Source organism: Streptosporangium album, from assembly GCF_014203795.1.
GTDB classification, from domain to species: Bacteria; Actinomycetota; Actinomycetes; order Streptosporangiales; family Streptosporangiaceae; genus Streptosporangium; species Streptosporangium album.
The window spans coordinates 2,500,105-2,524,709 of record NZ_JACHJU010000001.1 but is presented as its reverse complement, the minus strand read 5'-3'; the positions used below and the strand labels follow the sequence as shown (position 1 = coordinate 2,524,709).

Annotated in this window: 26 protein-coding genes and 1 pseudogene; 11 read left to right on the top strand and 16 right to left on the bottom strand. The window is 69.5% G+C overall.

Annotated elements, in window-relative coordinates; all coding sequences use genetic code 11:
- Positions 1-6: 6 nt before the first annotated feature.
- The gene (locus FHR32_RS11885) at positions 7-492 is read left to right on the top strand and encodes a hypothetical protein (protein ID WP_184754368.1); all 486 of its coding nucleotides are present in this window, start codon (positions 7-9) and stop codon (positions 490-492) included.
- 336 nt (positions 493-828) lie between these two features.
- Positions 829-1,203: a DUF2267 domain-containing protein gene (locus FHR32_RS11880; protein ID WP_184754367.1), complete on the top strand. Its 375-nt coding sequence runs from the start codon at positions 829-831 to the stop codon at positions 1,201-1,203.
- A 183-nt stretch (positions 1,204-1,386) separates the two neighbouring features.
- On the opposite strand, the pseudogene FHR32_RS45905 reads toward FHR32_RS11880, so the two are convergent.
- A pseudogene (locus FHR32_RS45905) lies at positions 1,387-1,512 on the bottom strand (aldo/keto reductase); the annotation flags it as partial.
- On the bottom strand, positions 1,509-1,739 hold the full coding sequence (locus tag FHR32_RS45900; RefSeq protein ID WP_281390867.1) for an aldo/keto reductase: 231 nt from the start codon (positions 1,737-1,739) through the stop codon (positions 1,509-1,511). The pseudogene FHR32_RS45905 and the gene FHR32_RS45900, both read right to left, overlap by 4 nt.
- Positions 1,740-1,943: 204 nt before the next feature.
- Here FHR32_RS45900 and FHR32_RS11870 point away from each other — a divergent pair, with 204 nt between their 5' ends.
- On the top strand, positions 1,944-2,192 hold the full coding sequence (locus tag FHR32_RS11870; protein ID WP_184754366.1) for a hypothetical protein: 249 nt from the start codon (positions 1,944-1,946) through the stop codon (positions 2,190-2,192).
- Positions 2,193-2,222: 30 nt separating this feature from the next.
- Entirely contained in the window at positions 2,223-4,142 is a 1,920-nt protein-coding gene (locus FHR32_RS11865; RefSeq protein ID WP_184754365.1) for a glycoside hydrolase family 15 protein, read from the top strand.
- On the opposite strand, the gene FHR32_RS11860 is transcribed toward FHR32_RS11865, so the two are convergent.
- From FHR32_RS11860 to FHR32_RS11845, 4 genes are all read right to left on the bottom strand, one after another.
- A complete protein-coding gene (locus FHR32_RS11860) occupies positions 4,075-4,944 on the bottom strand; it encodes a universal stress protein (RefSeq protein WP_184754364.1) in 870 nt (289 codons plus the stop codon). The two genes, FHR32_RS11865 and FHR32_RS11860, sit on opposite strands and share 68 nt — an antisense overlap.
- Positions 4,945-5,190: 246 nt before the next feature.
- Positions 5,191-6,003, bottom strand: a complete 813-nt coding sequence (gene lepB / locus FHR32_RS11855; protein ID WP_184754363.1) for a signal peptidase I — start codon at positions 6,001-6,003, stop codon at positions 5,191-5,193.
- A 1,129-nt stretch (positions 6,004-7,132) separates the two neighbouring features.
- On the bottom strand, positions 7,133-7,849 hold the full coding sequence (locus FHR32_RS11850; RefSeq protein WP_184754362.1) for a phosphatase PAP2 family protein: 717 nt from the start codon (positions 7,847-7,849) through the stop codon (positions 7,133-7,135).
- A gap of 51 nt (positions 7,850-7,900) precedes the next feature.
- On the bottom strand, positions 7,901-8,284 hold the full coding sequence (locus FHR32_RS11845; protein ID WP_184754361.1) for a hypothetical protein: 384 nt from the start codon (positions 8,282-8,284) through the stop codon (positions 7,901-7,903).
- Positions 8,285-8,678: 394 nt separating this feature from the next.
- Between FHR32_RS11845 and FHR32_RS11840 the strand changes: the two genes are divergently transcribed.
- The 3 genes from FHR32_RS11840 (at position 8,679) to FHR32_RS11830 (ending at position 10,305) form a co-directional block, all read left to right on the top strand.
- Positions 8,679-8,927 carry an ANTAR domain-containing protein gene (locus tag FHR32_RS11840; protein WP_184754360.1) on the top strand — a complete coding sequence of 83 codons (249 nt, stop codon included), beginning with the start codon at positions 8,679-8,681 and terminating at the stop codon, positions 8,925-8,927.
- A gap of 64 nt (positions 8,928-8,991) precedes the next feature.
- On the top strand, positions 8,992-10,059 hold the full coding sequence (locus FHR32_RS11835; protein ID WP_184754359.1) for a quinone-dependent dihydroorotate dehydrogenase: 1,068 nt from the start codon (positions 8,992-8,994) through the stop codon (positions 10,057-10,059).
- A gap of 42 nt (positions 10,060-10,101) precedes the next feature.
- Positions 10,102-10,305, top strand: a complete 204-nt coding sequence (locus FHR32_RS11830) for a heavy-metal-associated domain-containing protein (protein WP_184754358.1) — start codon at positions 10,102-10,104, stop codon at positions 10,303-10,305.
- A 161-nt stretch (positions 10,306-10,466) separates the two neighbouring features.
- On the opposite strand, the gene FHR32_RS11825 is transcribed toward FHR32_RS11830, so the two are convergent.
- The 4 genes from FHR32_RS11825 to FHR32_RS11810 form a co-directional block, all read right to left on the bottom strand.
- A complete protein-coding gene (locus FHR32_RS11825; RefSeq protein WP_184754357.1) occupies positions 10,467-12,104 on the bottom strand; it encodes a beta-N-acetylhexosaminidase in 1,638 nt (545 codons plus the stop codon).
- 35 nt (positions 12,105-12,139) lie between these two features.
- A complete protein-coding gene (locus FHR32_RS11820; RefSeq protein WP_184754356.1) occupies positions 12,140-12,991 on the bottom strand; it encodes an N-acetylmuramoyl-L-alanine amidase in 852 nt (283 codons plus the stop codon).
- 56 nt (positions 12,992-13,047) lie between these two features.
- The gene (locus tag FHR32_RS11815) at positions 13,048-13,296 is read right to left on the bottom strand and encodes a hypothetical protein (protein WP_184754355.1); all 249 of its coding nucleotides are present in this window, start codon (positions 13,294-13,296) and stop codon (positions 13,048-13,050) included.
- A gap of 121 nt (positions 13,297-13,417) precedes the next feature.
- Entirely contained in the window at positions 13,418-14,503 is a 1,086-nt protein-coding gene (locus FHR32_RS11810; protein ID WP_221465367.1) for a LacI family DNA-binding transcriptional regulator, read from the bottom strand.
- A gap of 135 nt (positions 14,504-14,638) precedes the next feature.
- Between FHR32_RS11810 and FHR32_RS11805 the strand changes: the two genes are divergently transcribed.
- On the top strand, positions 14,639-15,328 hold the full coding sequence (locus FHR32_RS11805; RefSeq protein WP_312882272.1) for a TetR/AcrR family transcriptional regulator: 690 nt from the start codon (positions 14,639-14,641) through the stop codon (positions 15,326-15,328).
- A 151-nt stretch (positions 15,329-15,479) separates the two neighbouring features.
- Here the strand turns inward: FHR32_RS11805 and bldC are convergent, their stop codons facing one another.
- Positions 15,480-15,683 (bottom strand): developmental transcriptional regulator BldC, encoded by a 204-nt coding sequence (gene bldC / locus FHR32_RS11800; RefSeq protein ID WP_013133571.1) that lies wholly within the window; start codon positions 15,681-15,683, stop codon positions 15,480-15,482.
- Positions 15,684-16,002: 319 nt separating this feature from the next.
- Positions 16,003-16,860 carry a DUF8083 family protein gene (locus FHR32_RS11795; protein WP_184754354.1) on the bottom strand — a complete coding sequence of 286 codons (858 nt, stop codon included), beginning with the start codon at positions 16,858-16,860 and terminating at the stop codon, positions 16,003-16,005.
- Positions 16,861-17,059: 199 nt separating this feature from the next.
- On the opposite strand from FHR32_RS11795, the gene FHR32_RS11790 reads away from it, so the two are divergent.
- Together FHR32_RS11790 and FHR32_RS11785 are read left to right on the top strand one after the other, a co-directional pair.
- Entirely contained in the window at positions 17,060-18,163 is a 1,104-nt protein-coding gene (locus tag FHR32_RS11790) for a Leu/Phe/Val dehydrogenase (protein ID WP_184756488.1), read from the top strand.
- Between the two features lie 149 nt (positions 18,164-18,312).
- Positions 18,313-18,546, top strand: coding sequence for a DUF3073 domain-containing protein (locus FHR32_RS11785; protein ID WP_184754353.1), 234 nt, complete (start codon positions 18,313-18,315; stop codon positions 18,544-18,546).
- Positions 18,547-18,728: 182 nt separating this feature from the next.
- Here the strand turns inward: FHR32_RS11785 and purM are convergent, their stop codons facing one another.
- Positions 18,729-19,754: a phosphoribosylformylglycinamidine cyclo-ligase gene (gene purM, locus FHR32_RS11780; protein ID WP_184754352.1), complete on the bottom strand. Its 1,026-nt coding sequence runs from the start codon at positions 19,752-19,754 to the stop codon at positions 18,729-18,731.
- 58 nt (positions 19,755-19,812) lie between these two features.
- Complete coding sequence (gene purF, locus FHR32_RS11775; protein WP_184754351.1) at positions 19,813-21,249, bottom strand: amidophosphoribosyltransferase; 1,437 nt, start codon at positions 21,247-21,249, stop codon at positions 19,813-19,815.
- A gap of 387 nt (positions 21,250-21,636) precedes the next feature.
- Between purF and FHR32_RS11770 the strand changes: the two genes are divergently transcribed.
- The gene (locus tag FHR32_RS11770) at positions 21,637-22,455 is read left to right on the top strand and encodes a DUF4190 domain-containing protein (protein ID WP_184754350.1); all 819 of its coding nucleotides are present in this window, start codon (positions 21,637-21,639) and stop codon (positions 22,453-22,455) included.
- 84 nt (positions 22,456-22,539) lie between these two features.
- Here FHR32_RS11770 and FHR32_RS11765 read toward each other — a convergent pair whose 3' ends face one another.
- Positions 22,540-22,986: a sterol carrier family protein gene (locus tag FHR32_RS11765; protein ID WP_184754349.1), complete on the bottom strand. Its 447-nt coding sequence runs from the start codon at positions 22,984-22,986 to the stop codon at positions 22,540-22,542.
- Positions 22,987-23,120: 134 nt separating this feature from the next.
- Positions 23,121-24,566, bottom strand: a complete 1,446-nt coding sequence (locus FHR32_RS11760; protein ID WP_184754348.1) for an MFS transporter — start codon at positions 24,564-24,566, stop codon at positions 23,121-23,123.
- Positions 24,567-24,605 lie beyond the last annotated feature (39 nt).

Here is a 24,605-nt window from a genome sequence, read left to right as displayed (position 1 = left end):
CCTGCGATGCTGCGTCTCGGTCTCATCGGTCTGACCGTGCTGAGCCTCCTCGGCATCGCCGTCGAACTCGCCACCGAGCGGCACTGGAAGAACGTGGAGCAGCTGTTCCCCTGGGGGGCGCTGGTGCTCCTGGTGATCGGGGTGGTCCTGCTCGTCCGCGGTGGGTCGCCGAAGGCGGTCCTCGTGGTCCGGGTGCTCTCGTCCGTCGTCCTGCTGGTGGCGTTGTTCGGCGTCTACGCCCACGTGGCCGCCAACTACGACACCGGCTTCCTCGACCAGCGATACGCCGGCACCTGGGAGAACCTCCCCATGATCTCCCGGCTGTGGTACGCCCTCACCAAATCGGTGGGTCCCGCCCCGCCCTTCGCGCCCGGCGCGCTTGCCCAGGCCGCGCTCCTGCTGCTGCTGACCACCCTCGTCCGACGGCCGACAGACCGGCCCTGGCTCCCCTCGGAGCGGCCGGGGGCGGAAGGATGCCGCTCAGATCGGTGACGACCTCGGAGAGGGATGGCTGTCGTTCCGGCGTCTTCCCGTCCGTCGTAGTAGAGGTGTGGACCTTTCCGGTAGGGAGGGAACCACGCGATACATGCTGATGATCTGCAGCGACGGGGTCGTCGCGGACCCGGTGAACTACCCCCTGAGCGAGTGCCTCGCCTGGCACGACGAGATGGATCGCAGGGGCGTCCTGCGGGAGGTGGAGGGTCTGCGGCGGGTCTGGCGCTCGTCGAGGCGAGAGCACGGTCCAGAGCTGACAGCGCGCACACGGTCCCGGCCGGGACGTTCGATCCCGCACCGACAGGGAAGGCTAGCCGGTCAGGGGGGATAGATGTGGAATACAAAAAGTTCGTCCAGGCGGTGATGGAGCGTACCGGTCTGTCGCGCGAGGAAGCTGCGGATCTCACCCGCGCGACGCTCGCAACGCTGGGGGACCGGCTGAGCGCGGGGGAGGCTCGCCATCTCGCAGCCGAGCTGCCCGACTCGCTGCGGGAGTCGCTCTCCATACAGGGCGGGAGCGAGCGCTTCGGACTCCACGACACCGTCATGCGGGTGCGCAAGCGGACCGGCCTGACCGTGCCGGAGGCCACCGGAGGCGTCCGGGCCGTCCTCACGACGCTGCGGGACGCCGTCCCCGGTGAGGTCTTCGACCATGTCATGTCGCAGCTTCCCGGCGAGTTCCGGGAGATGGCCGAGCAAACGACCTGACGGGAGACGGCCACCCGCGCCGTGTTCACAGCATTTCGAGCGGCTTTTTGCCCAGCGGTGGCGGGACGCCCCGTCCAGCAGCGTGAAGTCGTCCTCGGTGAGGCGCAGGGCGAGGGCCGCAGGGCACCAGGGCATCAGGTCGTACTCGATGCCGCGCCGCATGAGGTTGTAGAGCACCTGGTCGGTCTGTACGGCCTGTCCGCCGGGAACGGTCATCACCTCCTCCATGTCCGGGACGTCGAAGTTGCTCACGCCCCAGCTCCGGATGAGCCCCCGGCTCGTCAGCTCCTCGAAGGCCCCCACGGTCATCTCCAGCGGCGCGGGGCCCGCCAGTGCAGCAGGTAGAGGTCGAGCCGGTCGGTCCCGAGGCGGCGCAGGCTGCCCTCGCAGGCGGCGATCGTGCCACTGAACGTGGCATGCTGCGGCAGGACCTTGCTGACCAGGAAGACCTCGTCCCGGTTGCCGGCGATCGCCTCGCCGACGAGTTCTTCAGCCCTGCCGTCGCCGTACATCTCGGCGGTGTCGATCAGCGTCATTCCCGGTTTCAGGCCCTGGCGCAGCGATCTCCTCCCCCCGGCGCGAGGGGGCCTCGCCCATATGCCGGGTGCCCATGCCGAGGACCACGATCTCGTCACCGGAGGGAAGCTTGGTCATGCGCATGGCGGGCCTCCCTAAAGCCCGACTCTCCGTGGCAGGCCATACCTTCCGAACTGCGGACATAGGTGTTTACAGTCGATGGTATGACGGTCAGCATCGGTCTTGCCGGGGCGGGGCGTCGGGCCACCGAGGTCGAAGTCTTCGGGCCGGGCGACTCCGCCATGGTCGACTGTGTGGCGGCGGTCGGCCCCGACGCGATCAACAGGATGTACCGGGAGTTCGTGGCGGCGATCCAGGAGGGCACCCCGCACGAGCTGGACGTACGCCACGGCCTGCGCCTGCAGCCGGTGATCGAGGCCGCGGAGACCGATCTGGTCGTCGGCGAGTCCTGAACGAGACCCTCGGGGAAAGCAGGTCATCGTATGACTCTCGAGCCACCGGTGGACGTGTTCTGCGAACGGTCCCCTTTCCCGCCGATCGCCGACTACGGCTTCCTGTCCGACTGCGAGGCAACCGCTCTGGTGGCGCCGAGCGGGAACATCGAATGGCTCTGCCTGCCCCGGATGGACTCACCCAGCGTGTTCGCCGCCATACTGGACCGGGACGCCGGAGGGTTCCGGCTCGGCCCCGCCGACCTCAGAGTGCCCGCCGCACGCCGATACCTGCCGGGCACCATGGTGCTGGAGACGAGCTGGGGCACCCCGACCGGCTGGATCATCGTCCGTGACCTGCTGCTCATCGGCCCCTGGCACCACCACGACGAGCTCTCCCACACCCACCGCAGGGCGCCCACCGACTATGACGCCAGTCACGTGCTGCTGCGCACCGTACGCTGCGTCAGCGGGGAGATGCAGATCACCCTCGACTGCGAGCCGGTGTTCGACTACGGCCGCAGGTCGGCCCACTGGTCCTACTCCGACCGGGGCTACCACCAGGCCGTCGCCCAGGGAGACGGGGTGAACCTGGAGCTCAGGCTCACCACCGACATGCGGCTGGGATTCGAGGCGTCACGGGCGACGGCGCGCACCCTGCTGCGAGAGGGGGACACGCGCTTCTGCGCGCTGTCCTGGACCGCTCACGAACCGCCCTACACCTTCGCGGACGCGTACGACCGGCTCGTGTGGACGGCTCACCACTGGCAGCACTGGCTTGCCAGAGGCGACTTCCCCGACCATCCCTGGCGCAGCTACCTGGAACGCAGCGCCCTCACCCTCAAGGGTCTGACCTTCGCCCCGACCGGGGCGCTGGTCGCGGCGGCGACCACCTCGCTGCCCGAGACGCCGGGCGGCGAGAGGAACTGGGACTACCGCTACGCCTGGATCCGCGACTCGACCTTCGCCCTCTGGGGCCTTTACACGCTCGGATTCGACTGGGAGGCCGACGACTTCTTCTGGTTCATCGCCGACGTCGCCGAACGGGACGACGAGCTCCAGATCATGTACGGCGTCGACGGCGAGCGCGACCTGGAGGAGCACATCCTCAACCACCTGGACGGCTACCAGGGGGCCAAACCCGTCCGGATCGGCAACAACGCCTACAAACACCACCAACACGACGTCTGGGGGACGGTCCTCGACTCCTTCTACCTTCACACCCGATCCCGGGACCGGCTGGACGAGCGGATCTGGCCCATCCTGAAACGCCAGGTCGAATCGGCCGTCACCCACTGGAGGGAGCCCGACCGGGGCATATGGGAGGTGCGAGGCCAGCCCAAGCACTTCACCTCGTCAAAGGTCATGTGCTGGGTGGCGGCCGACCGCGGCGCGCGGCTTGCCCGGTGCCGCCACGACTTCGACCTGGCGGCGCGCTGGCAGACGGCCGCCGACGAGATCCGCGCCGACGTCTGCGCCCGCGGGGTGACGGAGAACGGAATCTTCAGGCAGCACTACGACACCGACGCACTTGACGCCTCGCTTCTGCTCCTCCCTCTGGTGCACTTCCTGCCGTCCGACGACCCCAGGATCCGCGCCACCGTCCTGGCCATCGCCGACGAGCTGACCGTCGACGATCTCGTCATGCGCTACCTGAGCAAGGAGACCGACGACGGCCTGTCCGGTGAGGAGGGCACCTTCACGATCTGCTCGTTCTGGCTCGTGTCGGCGCTCACGGAGATCAAGGAGCAGACCCGTGCCCGCAGGCTCTGTGAGAAGATCCTCTCCTTCGCCAGCCCCCTGGGCCTCTACGCCGAGGAACTCGACCCCGTCACCGGGCGCCACCTGGGCAACTTCCCTCAGGCCTTCACCCACCTGGCCCTCATCAACGCGGTCATCCACATCATCCGGGCGGAACGCGACTTGCTGAGCGGGAGGACAATGCAAGCATCCGATCCGGAATCACTATGACCGTGCACGGTGCCCCACGCAGCAGCGACTGGGGGAGCAGGCCGAGCGGCAGCTCGACAGGGTCGTTCTCCCCGCGGCCGTTGACCACCACCAGGTCCGCGTGCTCGGCGGCACTGTGCAGCACCGCCGTGGGGGGCCGTGTCTCGACCACGGTATCCACCACCACGGCGGGATATTTCTCTTCCCACACCGAGACGGTGCTGTGGAAGCGGGTGGCCACCTGCCGCGTGTCGCCCATGTCCTCGGGGCACAGACAGATCGCCGTCAGCGACGCCTGCCGCAGCCTCGCCTCCTCGAACGCCACCCCGATCCCCGAACGCTCCGGACCGCCGCCTTCCACGGCGACCACCACGCGGCCCGTGGCGGGCCGGTCCGGCTCCCGCACGACGGCCACCGGGCAGTAGGCGTGCGCGGCGAGCTGCATCGCGACCGAGCCGATCTGCAGTTCTTCGAAGCCACCCGTCCCGCGCGGTCCCACCGTGACCAGCTCCGCGCCGGACGACTCGCTGACCAGGACGACCGTAGGAGACCCCATCTCCAGCTTCCCCATCACCTCCAGCCGGGGTGCCAGGCTGCGTGCCAGGCTCACTCCGGTGTCGAGCACGTGCTGGCCCATCCGCCGCACGGCCTCCAGCGTCTCAGGAGAGACGGGAGGTATGGGGTAGAGCCACTGCCAGGCGTGGCAGACGAGCAGCGGGACGAATCGCGTGCGGGCCTCGCCGGCCGCCCACTGAAGAGCCTGCCTGCTTGCCTTCGAACCGTCGTATCCAGCGACCACAGGCCGCCCGTCTTGTGTATACATCGCCACCACTTCCCCCGTGACCTGGCGTGCCCCTCACCTCCATACTTGTCTTGTTTGGCCAGCTATGGCGAGCGCCACGCCAGGTCACAGGACTTCCTTTGACGTACGGCGGGCACGCGGGAACTCCCATGGCCGCCGCGAGGCACGTTGATTGACCCGCTCCATCCGGCCCCCGTACGGCACGCGCCGACAGGGGGCCGTACGGGCAGGGACGGGGGTGCCTTCCGGCTGTCAGAGCCGCTTGTGTCAGAGCCGCTTCAGGAGCCGGCGGCGGCGCCAGAGCACCAGGGGCACCGCACCGGTGAACCCGAGCAGGAGCGGGGCCTGCGTGCCGATCACCCCGGCGGCCTCCAGTGCGGGCTGGGAGAAGGTCTCGGGGATCGGGATCGTGGTGGCGCGGGAGAACGGCCACACGATCACGAAGGCCCGGCCGATCACCTGCTCGGCGGGGATGGTGCCGCCACCCGGGTCGCCCTGGTGCTTGCGGGAGTCGTACGACACCGAGCGGTGGTCGCCCATCACCCAGAGCCGGCCCTCCGGCACCTTGATCTCAAAAGGCTCATCCGACGGGTCGTCGTCCGGGTAGAGGTAGTCCTTCTCCTCCAGCGGGACCCCGTTGACCGTGACGCGTTTCTTCACGTCGCAGCACTTCACGACGTCACCGGGCACGCCGATGACCCGCTTGATGTAGTCCTTCTCGCCGGGCACCACGCCGAAGACGGTGCCGACCCACTGGAGGGCCGCCGCGACCGGGTTGGACGGCTCCGGGATCTCGACCTCGCCCTTCCAGGAGTCGACTCCGGAGAAGACCACGACGTCACCGCGCTCGATGTCGCGGGTGTAGTAGACGAGCTTGTTGACCAGGACCCGGTCGTTGACCAGAAGCGTGTTCTCCATCGACTCCGACGGAATGTAGAACGCCTGGACGACGAAGCTCTTGATCAGCAGCGCGAGCAGAAGGGAGACCACGACCAGGAGGGGGAACTCCAGCCAGAACGAGCGCTTCTTCTTCTTGTCACTCTTGGCCGATTGCTCGACGTCTTCCGCGACCACGTGCACCTCGTCCTCGGCGGGGCGGCGTATGCCGTAGCCCGTTCTTCGCTAGCCAACGATGATGAGCCTAAATCATTCTCATGGGCGGCACCCGGGGTTGAGGTGGACGGATGTCCTGATGATCTTCAGTCCGCCGCTGTGCCGGTGAGGATATGCGGATTGGTCGGAAAAGCGGGGGCCGTCCGCGCGGCCGCTCTCCGGCGGGCGATCTCACCGGCACCTCTGGCTAGGCTCGTGGGTATGAATCGTCGAGTCATCGCCATCGTGGTGCTCATCGGGCTGATTGGAACGAGTGGTCTCGCGGTGGTCGCGGCCTGGGGGCTGTCCGGCTGAAGACCGGGCGGAGGTGTTCCCGCCCACCGGCGGTGGGGCGGTGCGTCCTGCGGCCGGGTGCCGGGCGTGGCGCGGCGTGGCCTGCGGCCGGACGCGGCGCGGGCCGGGCGCCGCGCCGGCCTGCCATCCGTGATCGGGGGCTGCCTCAGGCATGCACCATCGTGACCGGGGCGGAGGGGGTCTGCTCCTGCTCCTGCTCCTGTTGTTGCTGCTGCCTCGGCGCCTCCGGCTCCGAGGCCGGCGGGCACGTGCAGTATCCATTGGACACGATCATGCGTCCCCGCTGCGGTGTGTACGTGCGGGAGTCGGTGGCGGGAAGAACACCTGCGCAGGCATGACACACGATGGGCTGGGAATCCACGGGACGGCTTCCTTCCTGAGGGGGCCGTCGAACACCTTTGGGTCCGGCCGGCTGGCTGCTCCTGCCCTGAAGGGGAGACGTCAATCTCCCCAGGGGGCCTTTATCTTACTTGGTAGCACGCGGTAGTCATCAAATTGCGGATAGTGACGGGCGAACGCGGGTTTGCCCCCTCCTGAATGTAGCTCGCCTCATGGTGTGCACGATCTGAAACCGGAGAGGAAGCGAAGGAAAAGGATCTCGCGTTCCGTGCCTCCCCTCCCTGGATCCTCCCGGCGGTCCTGTCGCCTGTACGGCCGTGCCCGGATTTTGTCGTGCACAGGAAAGCGAACTAGAGTTCGTATGTGAATCAGATCCTGCTCCTTGTCGACGTCCAGCGCAACATGCTCCTGCCCCCGGAACCGGTGCCCGGCGCGCCGGAGGTCTCCTCCGCGCCACGGGCCGCTATGCCGTGATCTTCTCCCGCGCCACGGGATGCTCTCCGGCCACGGGGCGTTGCCGCAGCAGGGCGATGGCGGCCACCGCGACGCCCAGAGTCATCCCCGCGACCACGTCGCTGAACCAGTGGACGCCGAGCGCGACCCGCGTGTAGGCGACGAAGAGGGTGAAGGCGGCCGCGACGGCCCAGACGACGATGCGGGGGGTCCAGCCCTTCAGGTAGGGCAGCAGGATCAGCGCGAGGACGAAGGTGCATGTCGCCACGCCCATCGCGTGCCCGGAGGGGAACGAGGCGCCCGGGGCCGACGACACCGGATCGGGCAGGACGGGCCGAGCCCGGTTGACGATGTCCTTGATGGCCAGGTTCAGCAGGCCGCTGACGGTGATCGTGACGACCGCCCAGACCGCCACGCGCCGCGACCCCCGCACCCAGAGAAAGATCGCCACCGCCACCACCAGCACGCGCCACGTCGTCGGCCCGAGCGCGTCTGTGGCCACATTGAGGAAGTGGGTGTATCCGGGATCGGCCAGGGCCTGGGTGTGGAGCTGCCGGGCCACGCTCTCGTCGAAGTCGTTCAGCGGCGCGAAGGAGGACACCACGAACACCAGCAGCAGGATGAACGGCACCGAGAACACCACCACGGCCGCCACCGCGAACGTGAGCCGCGCGCCCAGGCGGCGGTCCGAATGCTGACGATCTCGATGACTGAGTAGCCTGACCATCGTTCATCGTTACCCGATGACAGGCGGATATGCATAGTCCGGGAGCGGAGTTCAGGCGGCGTGACGGCTCTCGCGCCGGGTGGTCCAGCGCAGTACGTCGCAGTGGCGCCGCTCGGCCTCGGCGAGGGCGGACTCGTCGGTGTAGGCGTCGAGCGCGGCCCGCAGATGCGGCATCTGCTCGGTGACGTCGGTCCACGCCTGGGCGGGGTCGTCCGCGCCGAGTTCGATCAGCGCGTCCAGGTGCGCGGAATAGGCCGTCCACCACTGGCGGCTCAACTCGGACAGGAATCCGCCCAGGCCACCGAACTCCCGCTGGATTTCGGAGTCCCACCACGCGGGTACGGTGGTGTTGCCGGTCTCCGCCATATCGCGGAGCACGACATGTGCCAGCGTGCGGCGCCGACGGACGAGGGCAGAACGTGACAAGTTGTTCATGTCCCCACTCTGCCGCCCCCAACTTGCCGAACACTTAACGATCAATTGCCAGCGGCGCGCGGTCTGTGGGCGGACGGTGCCGGAGACCGCTTGGCTGGAGTCGCCGCACGGCACTGATGCTGGTCGACGACCACGACCGGTTGCGCGCGGTCGCCGGCTCCGATGACAGTGGCCGGCAGTTGGAGCTGGTGCAGGAGCGGACCGGCTGATCGGTGTTCTGAACTTCTACGACCGGGCCGGCCGCGGATGGCAGCCCGCGAAAATCCAGGCCGGAGAGCGTCTCGGCGAGCTCATGGTGACGGTCCTGCAGACCCTCGCCCATAAGCCGCCCATTCCTGGTCAGTCGTAGTGAACATGTCAAGCAACCAGGCCGACGCTGAAATGCGCTACACATATGATGCATATCGACCCGGAAGTGCTGGTCGCAAGCCTGAGACGGCTCCAGACGACCTCTGCCTCGACAGGCATAGTCCATCAGCTTGAGGTGGTCATCGAGCGGGCCGTCGGCTACCTGATGGGCAAACACGATCTCACCGCGGCCCAGGCCTTCACCGGCCTGCGCAAGCAGGCCAGGGATAGCCGTCGCCGGGTGGCCGACCTCGCGGCCGAGGTGCTCGGTGAGGGAACCGGTGAATTGTTGTGATCGTGCTCACGCCACCGGCGGCCGGCGCCGACCCCGCTCCGCCGGGGGACTAACCTGATCGGTGATGTATCGATTCGTGTTCACGCAGGTCCTCAGCCGCTTCGACGCGGAGGATGCGCACCATCTGACGCTCGGCGCGCTCCGCCTCCTCTCGGCGACGCCGGTGGTCAAGCGGCTCGTCCACCGCCGCCTCGCGCCACGCGACCCCGCCCTCCGCGTGCAGGCCTTCGGCGTGCACTTCCCCGGCCCGTTCGGGCTGGCGGCGGGCTTCGACAAGGACGCCCGCTGCGTGGAGGCCATGTCCGCACTCGGCTTCAGCCACGTCGAGGTCGGCACGATCACCGCGCACGCCCAGCCCGGCAACGCCAGACCCCGGCTGTTCCGCCTCATCAGGGACCGGGCGATCATCAACCGGATGGGCTTCAACAACGCCGGGGCGAGCGCCGCGGCCCGCGTGCTGGCCAGGCCCCGCGGCGTTCCGGCGGTCGTCGGCGTCAACATCGGCAAGACCAAGGTCGTGCCCGAGGCGGAGGCCGTCCACGACTACGTGGCCAGCGCCAGGGAGCTGGCCCCGCTGGCCGACTACCTGGTCGTCAACGTCAGCTCGCCGAACACTCCCGGCCTGCGCGACCTCCAGGCGGTCGACCTCCTGCGCCCCCTGCTCAGGGCGGTCAAGGAGGTCGCCGACAGCACCCCCAGGCGCACCCCGCTGCTGGTCAAGATCGCCCCCGACCTGGCCGACGACGATGTGGACGCGGTCGCCGACCTGGCCCTTGAGCTCGGGCTTGACGGCATCATCGCGACCAACACCACGATCAGCCGTGAGGGCGTCTCCAGCACCGAGACCGGCGGACTGTCGGGACGTCCGCTGAAGGCCCGCTCTCTGCAGGTGCTGCGCAGGTTGCGCGCCCGGGTGGGCGACCGCCTGGTGCTCATCTCCGTCGGTGGCGTCGAGAACGTGGACGACGTCTGGGAGCGCCTGCTCGCCGGCGCCACCCTGGTCCAGGGCTACAGCGCGTTGATTTACGAGGGTCCTCTGTGGGCCCATCGCATCCATCGCGGGCTGTCGCGCCGCCTCCGCCGGCACGGCGCCACCGAGTTGCGCGAGATCATCGGCCGCACCGCGACCTGAGCACTATCCTGTGCGGGTGGTTTTCGACTTTGGAGGCGCGCGATGAGCGTGAGCACATACACGGTCACCGGCATGACCTGCGGCCACTGCGTGAGCTCGGTCAAGGAAGAGGTCGCCGAGGTTCCCGGCGTCACGGAGGTCGACGTCGATCTGGCGAGCGGCCGGGTGGACGTCTCCGGCGCCTCTCCCGACGATGCCGCCATCCGTGCCGCCATCAGGGAGGCCGGCTACGAGGTGGCCGTCTGACGGACGGCCTCCCGATGCCCTGACTGCCCCAGGGGTTGCGTCCCGGCCGGTGCCCGTGCCCGCCGTACGGCTGCGCCCCGGGCGGCACCGCCCGGGGCGCAGCCCGTCGCCCCGCGCTCATCGGGAGCCGGGGCTCACCGCCGCCACACCGGGCGGGCGAGTCACATGCTCGGCCGGGTCGAGTCCGCCAGGTGGGTCAGCTCCTCCAGGCGCTTCATGGTCGCCTCCACACTGACGGCCCCGGGGCGGTGGGCGCGGCGACCGGAGCCGCCACGCTGCCAGGGGCGCGGGCCGGCAGCGGGGCGATACTCCACCCCCATCGCGTCCAGGCGGCCCAGATGTCCTTCGAGCCGGGAGTCGAATCCGGGACCGGCCGAGCCCGACCAGGCGACCTCGGCCAGCGCGCAGCCCCGGGGCCAGGCCCGGTAGTCCACCGCCCGGCCGTCCGGCAGATACTCGCTCCAGAGCTGGAACTGCGCCCCCAGCACGCGCTCGCGCTGCCCGGCCGTCCAGGACTCCGGCGCCGGGTCGAAGGCCGCGACGTCCGCCACAGTGGTCGTTTCGCCGATGGCGAGCGGCTCATCCTCGGAGGCGGCCTCGGCGTAGTCGAAGTAGAGGGGGGAGACCGGCGTCTGCACGACGTCGTACCCGGCCTCGGCCGCACGCAGGGCCACCCCCATTCCGCGCCACGGCATCACGATGGTGTCGGGTCGCAGCATGCCGCTGACGAAGGCCTCGTCCCAGACGACCGCCCGGCTGCCCCGCTCGGCGAGCACGTCCGCCAGCCGGCGCAGGAACCAGGCGTGCAGGTCGCTCAGGCTCGCAAGGCCGAGCTCCTCCTGGAAGGCGACGATCTCCGGTGCGGCGGCCCAGTCGTCGAGCACGCACTCGTCCCCGCCGATGTGCACATACGGCGTCTCGCCCAGCGCACCGAGCATCTCGTCGATCACCGCGGTCAGGAAGTCGACCGTCGGGGGGAGCGGGGACAGGATCGCGGGGGAGATGCCCCAGCGGTCCAGCACGCCGAACGGCTCGGGTTCCCGGCCCCCGGTGGCCCGCGCGTCGAGCGAGGGGTAGGCCGCGAGGATCGCCGAGGCGTGTCCCGGCACGTCGATCTCGGGCACGATCGTCACCGCCCGGGCACGGGCGTAGGCGGCGATCTCGGCGAGGTCGTCCAGCGTGTAGTAGCCGCCGTGCGGCACGTCGTCGTAGACGGGGTCCTCCCTGCGGCGGCTGGTGATCGTGCGCGGCCGGTGGGAGGCCACCTGGTGCAACCTGGGGGCGACCCGGCTCTCGACCCGCCACCCCTGGTCGTCCACCAGGTGCAGATGGAGCCGGTTCAGCTTGTGCACGGCCATGATGTCGACCATCCGGAGCACCTCGCGCTTGGGCATGAAGTGCCGCGCCACATCCAGGTGCACGCCGCGCCAGGAGAACCGGGGGGCGTCCTCCACCCGGCCGCACGGGACGGTCCAGCCGGCCTTCCCGACCGTCCGGAACGCTCCGTCGGGAAGGAGCTGCCGTAGCGTCTGGCCCGCGTAGAACGCCCCGGCACGGTCTCCGGCGGTGATCCGCACCCCCTCGGCCGTCATCTCCAGCGTGTACGCCTCCGCGCCCAGCGACACGTCCCGTTCCACCACGACCGCCCCCGTCTCCGCGGGCCGCAGGTCGAGTACGGCCAGCGCCGGCCGTACTCCGTCCACGAGTTCGGCGGGACCGGAGACGGAGGCGCCGGGCGAGAGCGGGAAGGAACCACGGGCAGGCTGAAAGACGGCAGGGTGTGGCAGAAGGTCAGTCATGCCTCAGATCATGCCAAGTAGGGCGAGAACGCGCGCTAGTTGAGGTAGGCCTGTATCCCGTCGGCGAGGGCGAGCGCCAGCTTCTGGCGGAACGCCGGAGACCGGAACTCGGCCGCGTCGCCCGGGTTGCGCATGTTGCCGCTCTCGACGAAGACCTTGGGAACCGTGGAGAGGTTCAGTCCGCCGAGGTCGTCGCGGAAGTCCAGGGCCTTGTTGCCGATGTAGGTGGAGTAGGGCTGGCCGGCGACGGATTTGATGGAGTTGCGGACGTCGATGCCGAGCTCCCTGGATTTCCCCACCACCGGGTCCACCGGTCCGCCGATCTTCTTCGGCATGATCACGTGGAAGCCGTGGCCGGCCGCGGGCGCGCCGTCGGCGTGGATCGAGATCGCCGCGTCCGCCTTGGCCTTGTTGCCGATCGCCGCGCGCTGGGTGATGCACGGGCCCACGCCGGAGTTGCTGGTCCTGGTCAGCTTCACCGTCGCCCCGCGCTCCTTGAGGATCTTGGCCAGGCGCTGGGCGACGTCCCAGGTGAAGGCCGCCTCGCTGTAGCCGCTGTCGGTGGCGGTGCCGGTGGTGTCGCAGGCCTTGTGCTGGGTCAGGACGTCAACCTGCTTGTTGATCTTCGAGGGGTATTTGTAGTTGAGCCCGTTGTGGCCCGGGTCGACGACCACGACCTTGCCGCGCAACGGTTCGGCCGGCACGCTCTTGCCCGCCGCCGGAGCGGGCGTGGCGGCCGAGGCCGCGTGGGTCGCCTGGGGGGTGGCCGATGAGACGGGCCCGTCGTTCCGCACCGAACTCGCCGTGGCGCCGTTGACAGCGCCGCCGCAGGCCGCGGCGCTCAGGCCGCACAACGCAAGGGCTGCCACGAATGCTTTGCTGGTCACGCTGATCCCCCTCGAAGGAGTCCGTCAACCATCCAACCTACGCGACTCGGCCGTCATCACCAGACGTGCTCCCCCGCCTCCAGCTTCTGCAGGAGGGAGGCGAGCTCTCTGGCGTCCTCGGCGTCCAGCCCGAGCACCACCCGTGGACGCCCCCATGGGTGGTCGATCGAATGGGCCACGTAGCTCGCCACGGATTCGGCACCGGCATCCCCGTTCCGGCCTCGGGCGGCCCGCCAGTGCGCCCACGCCCGCTCAAGCTCGGCGGCCGCGCGCTGGGCGCATGAAACCAGTTCTGGATCGCGCATTATTACCCCCTCGTCACACCGGAGTCAACACCGGGGCCCTGCAGCCACGTCGATGGTTGACCTGGTTTTGGCGAGGACTTGGAGCCCGCCTGGGCATTGTGTAACGCTCCAGGCGGGTCCCTCACTCCTTGGCGGGGCCCGTGCTGCGCCGTGCGACGAGTTCGGGAGTGACCTGGCGCAGGCGCGAGGCCTTACCGGGATCACCGATCCGGTCGCTGAGCAGGGCCGCGGCCGAGCGGCCCATGGCGCGGCGGGGCTGGTCGACGGTTGTCAGCGAGATCGCCGAGGTCCCCGAGAGGTGGGTGTTGTCGTATCCGATCACGGAGAGGTCCTCGGGCACCCGCAGGCCCAGCTCGGCCGCCGCGGAGAGCACGCCCATGGCGACCGCGTCGTTGGAGGCGAAGATCGCGCTGGGTCGGGGGGTGCGGGTGAGCAGGCTCCGTGCCGCCGCCGCGCCGCCCTCCTCGGTGCAGTCACCCTGCTCGACCATGATGTACGGCGCCAGCGCGTGCCTGCGCATCGCGACCAGGTAGCCCTCGCAGCGGAACCGCCCGGACGAGGAGCGGGTGCCCTCGATGTGGGCGATCCTGCGGTGGCCGAGGGAGACGAGATGGTCGATGGCCAGGCGGGCGCCCAGCTGGTCGTCGTCCGCGACGATGTCCACGCCGCCGAGGTCGATGTCGCGCTCGCCCACCACGACCGTCGGCGTGTAGCCGGTGGCCTCGATGAGCGTCTCGCTGGTGGGCGCTATGCCGAGCAGGACGAGACCGTCCACCCGTAGTTCCAGGAACGCCTCGACCGCCTCGACCTCGAAGGCCGGATCCCACTGGCTGTTGCCGATGAGAAGCCGGAGGCCGTCGCCGTGCAGGCTCTCCTGCAGGCCGTCCAGGAATTCGGCGTAGAAAGGGTTGTGCAGGTCGGCGACGAGCGCCCCGACCAGGTGTGTGCGGCCTTCGACCAGGCTGCGTGCGACCGCGTTGGGCCGGTAGCCGAGCTCTCTGGCCGCCTGGAGCACGGCCTGCCGGCGATGCTCGCTCACGTGCGGCGAGCCGCGCAGAACGAGCGAGACCAGCGATTTGGAGACACCGGCTCGCTCGGCCACGTTGCGGATCGTGGGCCGCGGACGTGGGCCGTGGTCATTCGGCGAGACGGGTTCGGCGAACCGGCGGGTTCGGATGACGGTGGTGTTGACCGGTGGTCCTGACATGGCTCTCCCCCGGGATGGTGGATGGGCACCTGTCACTCAAAACGATCGAGTTCCGAATGGGGTACGGCTTCCGCCTAAGGGAACTCCGATCTTGATGTCGTCGTCGCCACGATCGACTCCGATAGTGTGCGGAGTGTGGGTTCGACATCCGGAGCGGCCGAGCAGGACGTCCCCGCGACGGAGGGCACGCGGCCGGCGCGGCGCAGACTCAGCGTGGACCAGCGTCGTGAGGAGCTCATGGCGGCGGCCCTGGAGCTGTTCAGCAAGCGTGATGCCGAGGATGTCTCGATCGACGACGTGGCGTCGGCGGCCGGAGCGTCGCGGGCCCTGGTCTACCACTACTTCGGCGGCAAGCAGGAGCTCTACGTCGCCGCGCTGAGGGGTGCCGCGGCGCAGCTGGAGGCGCGGCTCCGGCCCCTTGAGGGCGGCCGCCCGATCGACGGGCTCGCCACCGGGCTGGGGTGTTACTTCGACTTCGTCGAGGAGCGCGCGGCGGGCTTCGCCGCACTGCTCAGGGGTGGTCCCGCCAACCGCAGCGGCGAGATCGGTGAGATCGTCGACAGCGTCCGGCGCCGGCTGTTCCGCCTCGTCATGAGCCGGATGGGGGTCCACGAGCCGGGGCCCGTGCTCCGCATCACCCTGCGTTCGTGGATCGCCTCCGTCGAGACGGCCGGCCTCGACTGGCTGGAACACCGGGACATCGAACGGGCGGAGCTTGAGGGCATGCTGGTCGGTCAGATGGTGGCACTGCTCAGAGTGGCCGCGGCTCGCGATCCGCAGGCCGGGCAGCTCCTCGGCGACCTGGCGGGGGAACCCGCGCCGTAACGGTCGTGTCGCCGGGAGAATCGGCGGAAGCCGGACGGAGACGATGCCGGGGCGGCGCCGGGCGGGCGACGCCGCTCCCCACAAACAACGCGTATGGCCTGCGCGCTCACGTGATGAGCGCGCATCTGTTTCCCCCTAGAAGATCCCCGTCTTACTCAGAGCGCTGCTGCGGAATCCCCGCCAGCAGCGCGCGAACCTCGGTCTCCCGGTAGCGGCGGTGCCCACCCAGAGTGCGGATGGACGTCAACTTGCCGGCCTTCGCCCACCGCGTAACGGTCTTGGGATCGACGCGGAACATGGTTGCGACCTCCGCCGGGGTGAGCAGCGGCTCTGCCTCGGGTGTACGAGCTGACATTTGTGCGGCCTCTCCTCCATGTGGACCGGCGACAGCGATCCTGCGACTTGACGCTTGTCACGGATGTCCCCCTATGGCCCCTTGCGTGCGGCTGTTCGGGCCATATGCGGCATCACCCGATGTGACCATACAGCCACGTAGAGCGATTGGCGAGCCTTTGAGTGGCTCATCTCTCATGTGTACCTGTTGTTGTCACGCTCGGTGATTCTAGCGACACGTTTCGTGGTATCGCAGCGAAAACGGCAAACTACTCAGTTCGTAGACGTGTCGCCGGTCATCGACCGAACTACTTATGCAGGTCAGAGGGATGATTTGCGACTCAGTTTGCTGATTCGAGAAGTTGTATTGATCGCCAGCGGAGGATAACTCGCCTATACATGGCGAAGGCCAACTCTTCCTCGCCGGTTTCCAGACCCGTCAGAGCCGCCCCGAGCTCCGCCACCGACTGGTCGTCCTGGAGCTTCTCGTCGTCCATGAGATGGACGATGCCGCCGTAGTCGAGCTCCACCAGCGAGTGCGGATGGAACTCCTCCAGCCAGCGAGCCAGGTCCTCGACCTCGCTGGTCACCGCGGCCGCGCCCACGTGCCTGCGGACGATCTGCAGGGCGCGGGCGCTACGGCGCCGAGCGTGGGCCATGGACGTGACGTAGATCAGGTTCCGCGTGGTGGTCGTGCCCCCGGGCGACTCCCTCCCGTCAAGGACCAGCCAGCGCTCGTTGCCGTCGAAGGGGACGAACCACGAGGTCGGAACGTGCCATGTCGAGGTCCGGATGTGGGTGCGCAGGGAGGCCGAGTCGCCGCGGCGCTTGAACCTGTCGAAGTCGTCGGCCGTCTGCTCGGCGACGGAGGTCGGCACGAACCGCTCCATCAGCCTTTCCGGAGTCGCCCCGCGGAAGCGTGAGAAGGCCAGCCACGATCTCAGCCTGCTCTGCCAGGGGCAGACGTAGAGGACGTCCTCCACGCGCCTGAGATAGGCGTTGGGGCTCTCCTGGGCGGGTGCGGGGGCCGGGGGGACCCCCAGGATGCGGCGGACCGCCTCGCCGTGCTCGGCGCGGAGCGCGCTCGCGCGGCGGGGGCGGTCGGCCGCCTCGGCGTAGGCGGCCCACGAGACGCGTTCCGGCGGGGTGAACGCGGCCAGTGGTTCATAGACGCGGAGGTACGCGGCATAGGGCAGCACGACCGCATCGTGTCATGAAGAACCCCCCGCTGTCCGGTATCGACCACGTGACGGCCGGGGTACCGCCCACCGTGTCCCGGGACGTCGCGGGTGCGGAGAACCAGCCACAACCTCCGTCGTTCCACTCAAAGTTGTGGTTACGCTGAGAGTGATCTCCGCCGCGATGGAGCGGCGGACCGGACGACCGGGAGTCACCACCGTGACCGACGTCTTCGGGCTGTCCCACAAGGACATCAGCCCCGCAAGCGGCCAGACGAAACACGAGCAGGTCGTCTTCTGCTCCGACGAGCGCAGCGGCCTCCACGCGATCATCGCGATCTACAACACCGCCCTCGGCCCAGGCCTCGGGGGCACCAGGTTCTACCCCTACGGGAGCGAGCAGGCGGCGCTGGCCGACGTGCTCAACCTCTCGCGGGCGATGGCCTACAAGAACGCCCTGGCCGGCCTCGACCTCGGTGGCGGCAAGGCCGTCATCATCGGCGACCCGGCGACGGACAAGAGCGAGGCGCTGCTGCGCGCCTACGGCCGGTTCGTGCAGTCCCTGGGAGGCCGCTACTTCACCGCGTGCGACGTGGGCACCTACAGCGAGGACATGGACATCGTGGCCCGCGAGAGCTCTTACGTGACCGGCCGTACGGTGGCCCACGGCGGAGCGGGCGACTCGTCGATCCTGACCGCCTACGGTGTGTTCCAGGGCATGCGGGCCGCGGCCGAGCACGCCTACGGCGCGCCGGCGCTGCGCGGCAGGCGGGTCGGCGTCGAAGGCGTGGGCAAGGTGGGCCACCGTCTGGTCGACCACCTCGTCGAGGACGGTGCCGAGGTGGTGATCTGCGACGTCAGCGAGGAGGCGGTCGAACGGGTCCGGCGGCGCCACCCCGGCGTCGAGGTCGTCGCCGACCAGGGAGAGCTGACCGCGGCCGACATCGACGTCTACGCGCCGTGTGCGCTCGGCGGGGCGCTGGACGACGACACGGTCGCCCGGCTGCGCGCCACGATCGTCTGCGGCGGGGCGAACAACCAGCTGGCCCACCCGGGGGTGGAGAAGGAGCTCGCCGACCGCGGCATCCTCTACGCGCCTGACTACGTGGTCAACTCCGGCGGCGTCATCCAGGTCGCGGACGAGATCGAGGGGTTCAACATGGAGCGGGCCAAGGCAAAGGCAACCCAGATCTACGACACGACTCTCAAGATTTTTGCCACGGCGGCGGAGGATGGCGTTCCCCCGGCCGTCGCAGCCGATAGGCTAGCGGAGCGCAGAATGTCGGAAGTCGGGCGAATTAGGGGCATTTGGCTAGGCCGCTAGCCCCTCACGCCCATACGGCGTACCGAGCCGGGCGTAAAACAGGTACGGTTGTAGTCGAACGAGAGCTGACGCCTAAGTCAGGTGGCGTCAGTGGGTGGTGCGTTAGCGACGAGGGGTCGGGCACGACCCCACACGAGGGGGTCGAGCCAATGGGGCGCGGCCGAGCAAAGGCCAAGCAGGTCAAGGTTGCTCGCCAGCTGAAGTACAACAGCGGTGGCACTGATCTTGAGCGTCTTCGCGACGAGCTCGGAGTCAGAGATGACTCCAACCACGATGACGACGCCAACGACGCCTACGATGAGCTGGCGGATCGGTATGCCGATTACGCCGATGACTTTGGTTCTGGTGACAAACCGGACGAAGGAACGTCCGGCCGCCGCTAGGCGAGCTTCGGATCGAGTGTGAGCGGAACACCCGGTGGTTGACAGCCGCCGGGTGTTTTCTCCGCGTGCACCGCTTCATACCCGCGCTCCGGTGGTCCGGAGCGCTTTCGTCGTGCTCCGCACCGGATCCTCGATCTCCGGATGTACGGCCGGGCGCCGGCGGTGACCGGCGCCCTCACATCTCAGCGGTAACGCGCCTGGCCGGTGCCGGAGACGACCTCGCCGAGCACCCAGGCCGGAAGGCCGCGCTCCTTGAGCAGGGCCAGGGCCGCGTCGGCGGCGTCCGCACCGACGATCGCCGCCATGCCCACACCCAGGTTGAAGGTGCGGTCCATGTCGGCCTGCGCCACCTTGCCGTGGCCCGCGAGCAGCTCGAAGACGGCGGGCGGAGTCCATGACGAACGGTCCAGCAGCGCGTCCAGCGTCGACGGCAGCGAGCGGGACAGGTTGCCCGCAAGGCCACCGCCGGTGATGTGCGCGTACGCGTGGACGTCGACCGAACGGGCCAGCTCCAGGCAGTCCAGGGAGTAGATCCTGGTCGGCTCCAGCAGCTCCTCGCCCAGTGACCGGCCGAGCTCGGCGAACTCGGCCGAAAGGGAGAGCCCGGCGAGTTTGATGATGTGCCGGACCAGCGAGTAGCCGTTGGAGTGCACGCCGGAGGAGGCCAGCGCCAGCACCACGTCGCCCTCGCGGACCCGGTCCCGGCCGAGCATTCTTTCGGCCTCCACCACACCGGTGGCGGCGCCCGCCAGGTCGTACTCGCCGGCGCCCATGGCCCCGGGGTGCTCGGCCGTCTCGCCACCGATCAGGGCGCAGCCCGCCAGACGGCAGCCCTCGGCGACGCCGCCCACGATCTCGGCGATCCGCTCCGGGACGACCTTTCCGCAGGCGATGTAGTCGGTCATGAACAGCGGCTCGGCGCCGCAGACCACCAGGTCGTCCACGACCATGCCGACCAGGTCGATGCCGATCGTGTCGTGCTTGTCGAGCGCCTGCGCCAGCATGACCTTGGTGCCGACCCCGTCTGTCGAGGTGGTCAGCAGCGGTCGCCGGTAGCCCAGCAGGGCCGAGGCGTCGAAGAGACCGGCGAATCCGCTGGCGTCGTCGACCACCTCGGGCCGCCGTGACCGCGCGACCTTCGACTTCATCAGCTCGACGGCGCGCTCACCCGCGTCGATGTCCACGCCGGCGGCGGCATAGCTCGTCATGCGTCCCCCCTCGCCGGTCGCGCGACCGCGGCTCCGCCGTCCTTCGTGTCGTCCCGGTTCACAGCTTGCCCTCCAGGACGTATTTGCCCACGTTGTCACGGTCGATGGCAATGGGATACACACCGTCGAAGCAGGCGCGGCAGAGCCGTTCGGCCGGGATCGTGGTGGCCTGGGTCAGGCCCTCCAGCGAGATGTATCCGAGAGAGTCGGCGCCCAGGGAGGCGCGGATCTCCTCCACGCTGAGCGAACCGGCGATCAGTTCGGCGCGGGTGGCGAAGTCGATGCCGTAGAAGCACGGCCAGGAGACCGGCGGAGAGGAGATCCGGACGTGGACCTCACGCGCGCCGGCCTCGCGCAGCATCTTGACGATCGCCCGCTGGGTGTTGCCGCGCACGATCGAGTCGTCCACGACGACCAGGCGCTTGCCCGCGACCACTTCCTTCAGCGGGTTGAGCTTGAGCCGGATGCCGAGCTGGCGGATCGTCTGGGACGGCTGGATGAAGGTCCGGCCGACATAGGAGTTCTTGACCAGGCCCTGGCCGTACGGGATCCCGCTCTCCTCGGCGTAACCGACGGCGGCGGGGGTGCCCGACTCGGGCGTCGGGATGACCAGGTCGGCCTCGACCGGGTGCTCGCGGGCCAGCACGCGGCCGACCTCGACGCGGGTGCTCTGCACGCCGCGCCCGGCGATCGTGGTGTCGGGGCGCGCCAGGTAGACGTATTCGAACAGGCAGCCCTTGGGTTCGGCCAGCGCGAACGTGCGAGACCGCACGCCCCGCTCGTCGATGGTGATCAGCTCTCCGGGCTCGATCTCGCGGACGAACGTGGCACCCACGATGTCGAGTGCGGCGGTCTCGGAGGCGACCGCCCAGCCGCGCTCCAGCCGTCCGAGGACCAGCGGGCGGATGCCCTGCGGGTCGCGGGCCGCGTACAGCGTCTTCTCGTCCATGAAGACCAGCGAGTAGGCGCCCTTGACCTGTGGCAGGAGCTCCGCTGCCGCGTCGTCGATGGACTGGCTGCGGTCCTGGGCCAGCAGCGACGTCAGCACCTCGGTGTCGGTGGTCGCCCTGGTCGCGCCCGGGGCCAGACGCTGGGCCAGCTCCGGAGTGTTGATCAGGTTTCCGTTGTGGGCGAGCGCGAGCCCGCCGACCTCGGTCGAGCTCAGCGTCGGCTGGGCGTTCTCCCAGACACTCGATCCGGTGGTCGAGTAGCGGCAGTGACCGATGGCCAGGTGGCCGCGGAGGGTGCCGAGCACCGATTCGTCGAAGACCTGGGCGACGAGGCCCATGTCCTTGTAGACGAGGATGCGGCTGCCTTCGCTGACCGCGATACCCGCGGATTCCTGACCGCGGTGTTGTAATGCGTACAGCCCGTAGTAGGTGAGTTTGGAGACTTCCTCCCCCGGCGCCCAGACGCCGAAGACGCCACATGCGTCCTTCGGGGGCTGGTCTTGGGGGTCAAGGTCATGGCTCAGATGGCCGTCGCCCTTCAGCACATCCTTCAGTCTAGGTCGGCTTCTTCATTGCTCGTACCCCGGGGGCAGGTCTGGGGGCTGTGTTCCCTGTTGCCGAACAATCGTCGGGCTTTTGCCGTGTCGGGCTGTTTTATCGCAAAGGAGCGGGGGAGTCTGAGGTATCCGGCATGCCTACGCGTCGGGAGAGCGGACGTGACAACACCTGAGGACCCCAACGAGCCTGATCCGCGACGGGAGTCGCGAGACCGGCGATCCGAGCGGGAGGGGACGGCCCCGGAGCCACCCGGGGGGCCGGAGGAGCCGGAGAGAACCACTCCACTGCCTCCCGACCCTGACCGGCCGGGTGAGCCCTCGGAGTGGCCGCCGATCTCCACACCGCAGGGGCCGTCGGTTCCGGCACACCCTGATGTGCCGACCGCGCCGGAGGTTCCCCGGCCGGTCCAGGCCGATCCGGGCGGTACGGGTTCGGGCGGGGCGGATCAGGGCGGTACGGCCCGGGACGGCACGGACGCCTCCCCGCCCCCCTATCCGATCCCCGGCGCCCCTCCGCCCGCCTACCCGGGCTGGGAGAGTGCCTCGGACACGCCGGCACCACCGGGCGGCCCGTACGGCGGGCCCGCCCCGGGCGCCCATCGGGGGCCCGCGGGTGACGACTTCTCCACCGGGAACCCTCCCGGGACGAGTCCCTACGGTCCCTACGGGTCCGTTCCCCCCAGTGGCGCGCCCGCGGGCGCGCCGGCTGGCCCGTCCCAGCAGCCACCGCCCTATGCGGCGTCGCCAGGCGGCCCGCCCTATCCGCCACAGGGCAACCTGGCCTATCCGTCGGGCCAGCCGTACCAGGGGCAGCCGCCGCCCTATCCGGGCTATCCGGGCGGCACACCGTACCCGCCGCCGCCGGGGAGCGACTGGTCGCGCAGGCAGGGGGGAGGTCTCGGCACCACCGCGCTCGTACTCGGCATCGTGAGCCTCTTCCTGCTCGTCGTGTGCGGCCTCGGCGTGCTGACGGCCATAGCAGGGCTGATCGTCGGCATCGTCGCGGTCGTCAAGAACTCCAACCGTGGCCGGGCCTGGGTGGGCATCGTGCTGAGCGCCCTGACTCTGATCATCGCCGCGGTGTTGCTGAGCTGGCTCTACAGCAGGATCGGCGACTGCGCCGGTCTGCCGGCCGAGCTTCAGCAGCGCTGCATCGAGCAGAGGTTGGGCGTGCAGATCCAGAGCAACCCCTGACAGCACGGGAAGGCGCCCGTGGCCATCGGGTCACGGGCGGGCGTCCGCGCAACCGGCGGATGCCTCGTCCACGGGACGCCGCGTCTACAGGACGGGCAGATGGTCCGACAGGTCGGCCCGGGCACCGCTCGCGGTGACCTTTCCCGTCGCCACCGCCTCGGCCCACACCAGCCGGCCGGTGGCCAGCTCCAGCCAGGTCCGGGCGTCGGTCTCCACCACGTTCGGCGGGGTGCCCCGCGTGTGCCGGGGACCTTCCACACACTGCACCGCGGCATACGGGGGGACCCGCACCTCGACGGTCCGTCCGGGAGCCGCCGCCGCCAGCCGGTCCAGCAGGTGCCGTACGGCGAAGCGCGCGATCTCCCGCTCAGGCCGGATCTGCCGCTCGTAGACCCGCAGCACCACCGGCACGCACGCCGCCAGCAGGGCCGCAAGGTCTCCGGGCCCGTCGTAGGACGGTTCGTCGAGGGCGCTCAACTGGGCGTCCAACGCGGCGCGGACCTTGGCGGGATCAGGCTTGTGAGGTGGCACGCCTTCATCATGCCCCTTCGGAGGTCCCCTCCCGGCCGCGGCGGAGGGTCACCGGCGGGTGCCTGCCTCCGGAACAGGCACGGGGCGGGCGCCGGCCTCGCCGAGACAGGTGCGACCGGCGTCTCCCCGCCCTTTCATGCCGCCGGTACGGCGAGGCGCTCGCCGGTGGTCTCCGCGCCGCCGGGATCCCGCGGGGCCGTGGGGGAGCGCAGGGAGAAGAGGCTGACCGGCACGCCCACCAGCACGATGACCGCGGCGATGACCAGGGTGAACCGGTAGGCCTCCAGGAAGGCCGTCAGCGGCTCGGCGCCGCCCTGGAGGATCGAGCTCTGCCTGCCGTTGAGGATCGCCCCGAGGACGGTGACCCCGAGCAGACCGAAGATCTCCCGTGAGATGTTCAGCACACCCGAGGCCACCCCGGTCCGGCCGGCGGGGAGCGTGTTCAGGATGGCCGTGGTGAGGGGCACGAGCATCCCGCCGCCCAGCCCGTAGGCCAGGAACCAGGGCAGCAGGTCACCGAACGAGCCGTCCTGTCCGATGAAGGAGATGCCGAACACCGCCACGGCCATCAGCAGGAGCCCGGCGGCCACGGTCCGCGCGGTTCCCAGGACCCGGCTGATCCGCTGGGCGACGGCCGCGGTCACGGCCATCACCAGCGCCATCGGCACGAACGAGAGCCCGGCCTCCATCGGCGAGAAGCCCAGCGCGTTCTGCAGGTACAGCGCGGTGAAGAAGTAGATCCCGAAGACCCCGAACGACCACAGCCCCATCGACAGCAGGCCCCCGCTGAACACCCGGGACCGGAACAGCGACAGGTCGATCATCGGCTCGTGGCTCCTGGTCTCGATCACCGCGAACACCGCCGCGAACCCCGCCGCCAGGCCGAACGCGACCAGGATCTCCGCTGAGGTCCACCCGGCCCCGTCGCCCTCGATGAGCCCGTAGGTCAGCGCGGACAGCGCCAGGCCCGACGTCACCAGGCCGGGAACGTCCAGGCTGTGCCGTACGCGGTCCTGCGGGGCCACCCGGATCGCCCACAGGCCGAGCCCGAGGGTCACGATCCCGATCGGCACGTTGATCAGGTAGATCCACCCCCAGTGCCACCGCTCGCTGATGAACCCGCCGGTCAGTGGGCCGAGGGCCAGGGCCAGCGCGCCGACCGCGCTCCACAGTCCGACCGCCGTCGCCCGCTCCCGGGTGTCGGGGAAGATCGAGGTGAGCAGGGCGAGCGCGGTGGGCGCGAGGAACGCGGCGCCGACGCCCTGGAGCGCCCGGGCGGCGATCAGGCCCGTGCCGTCCGTGGCCAGTCCGGCGGCGAACGACGCCGCGGTGAACACACCGAGCCCGATCATGAAGATCCGCCGCCGGCCGAAGACGTCCGCCAGGCGCCCGCCGGTCAGCATCAGCCCGGCGAAGACCAGGATGTAACCGCTCACGATCCATTCCAGGCCCGAGATGCTCAACCCGAGGTCCCGCTGGATCGTCGGTAGCGCGACGTTGACCACGTTGTTGTCCAGATAGGTCATGAAGGTGGCCAGCGAGATCGCTCCCAAAGCCCACCACTTGCGGTTGTCCGTCACTTCCGCTCCTCTACGTCGTACATGTACCTCGTACATGTA

What these genes read in the sequence shown, in the direction of transcription:
- FHR32_RS11885 (WP_184754368.1), top strand. Translation starts at nt 7, where the DNA reads ATGCTGCGTCTCGGTCTCATCGGTCTGACCGTGCTGAGCCTCCTCGGC.
- FHR32_RS45900 (WP_281390867.1), bottom strand. Translation starts at nt 1,739, where the DNA reads ATGACGCTGATCGACACCGCCGAGATGTACGGCGACGGCAGGGCTGAA.
- FHR32_RS11870 (WP_184754366.1), top strand. Translation starts at nt 1,944, where the DNA reads ATGACGGTCAGCATCGGTCTTGCCGGGGCGGGGCGTCGGGCCACCGAG.
- FHR32_RS11865 (WP_184754365.1), top strand. Translation starts at nt 2,223, where the DNA reads ATGACTCTCGAGCCACCGGTGGACGTGTTCTGCGAACGGTCCCCTTTC.
- FHR32_RS11860 (WP_184754364.1), bottom strand. Translation starts at nt 4,944, where the DNA reads ATGTATACACAAGACGGGCGGCCTGTGGTCGCTGGATACGACGGTTCG.
- FHR32_RS11850 (WP_184754362.1), bottom strand. Translation starts at nt 7,849, where the DNA reads ATGGTCAGGCTACTCAGTCATCGAGATCGTCAGCATTCGGACCGCCGC.
- FHR32_RS11845 (WP_184754361.1), bottom strand. Translation starts at nt 8,284, where the DNA reads ATGAACAACTTGTCACGTTCTGCCCTCGTCCGTCGGCGCCGCACGCTG.
- FHR32_RS11840 (WP_184754360.1), top strand. Translation starts at nt 8,679, where the DNA reads ATGATGCATATCGACCCGGAAGTGCTGGTCGCAAGCCTGAGACGGCTC.
- FHR32_RS11835 (WP_184754359.1), top strand. Translation starts at nt 8,992, where the DNA reads ATGTATCGATTCGTGTTCACGCAGGTCCTCAGCCGCTTCGACGCGGAG.
- FHR32_RS11830 (WP_184754358.1), top strand. Translation starts at nt 10,102, where the DNA reads ATGAGCGTGAGCACATACACGGTCACCGGCATGACCTGCGGCCACTGC.
- FHR32_RS11825 (WP_184754357.1), bottom strand. Translation starts at nt 12,104, where the DNA reads ATGACTGACCTTCTGCCACACCCTGCCGTCTTTCAGCCTGCCCGTGGT.
- FHR32_RS11815 (WP_184754355.1), bottom strand. Translation starts at nt 13,296, where the DNA reads ATGCGCGATCCAGAACTGGTTTCATGCGCCCAGCGCGCGGCCGCCGAG.
- FHR32_RS11810 (WP_221465367.1), bottom strand. Translation starts at nt 14,503, where the DNA reads ATGTCAGGACCACCGGTCAACACCACCGTCATCCGAACCCGCCGGTTC.
- bldC (WP_013133571.1), bottom strand. Translation starts at nt 15,683, where the DNA reads ATGTCAGCTCGTACACCCGAGGCAGAGCCGCTGCTCACCCCGGCGGAG.
- FHR32_RS11785 (WP_184754353.1), top strand. Translation starts at nt 18,313, where the DNA reads ATGGGGCGCGGCCGAGCAAAGGCCAAGCAGGTCAAGGTTGCTCGCCAG.
- purM (WP_184754352.1), bottom strand. Translation starts at nt 19,754, where the DNA reads ATGACGAGCTATGCCGCCGCCGGCGTGGACATCGACGCGGGTGAGCGC.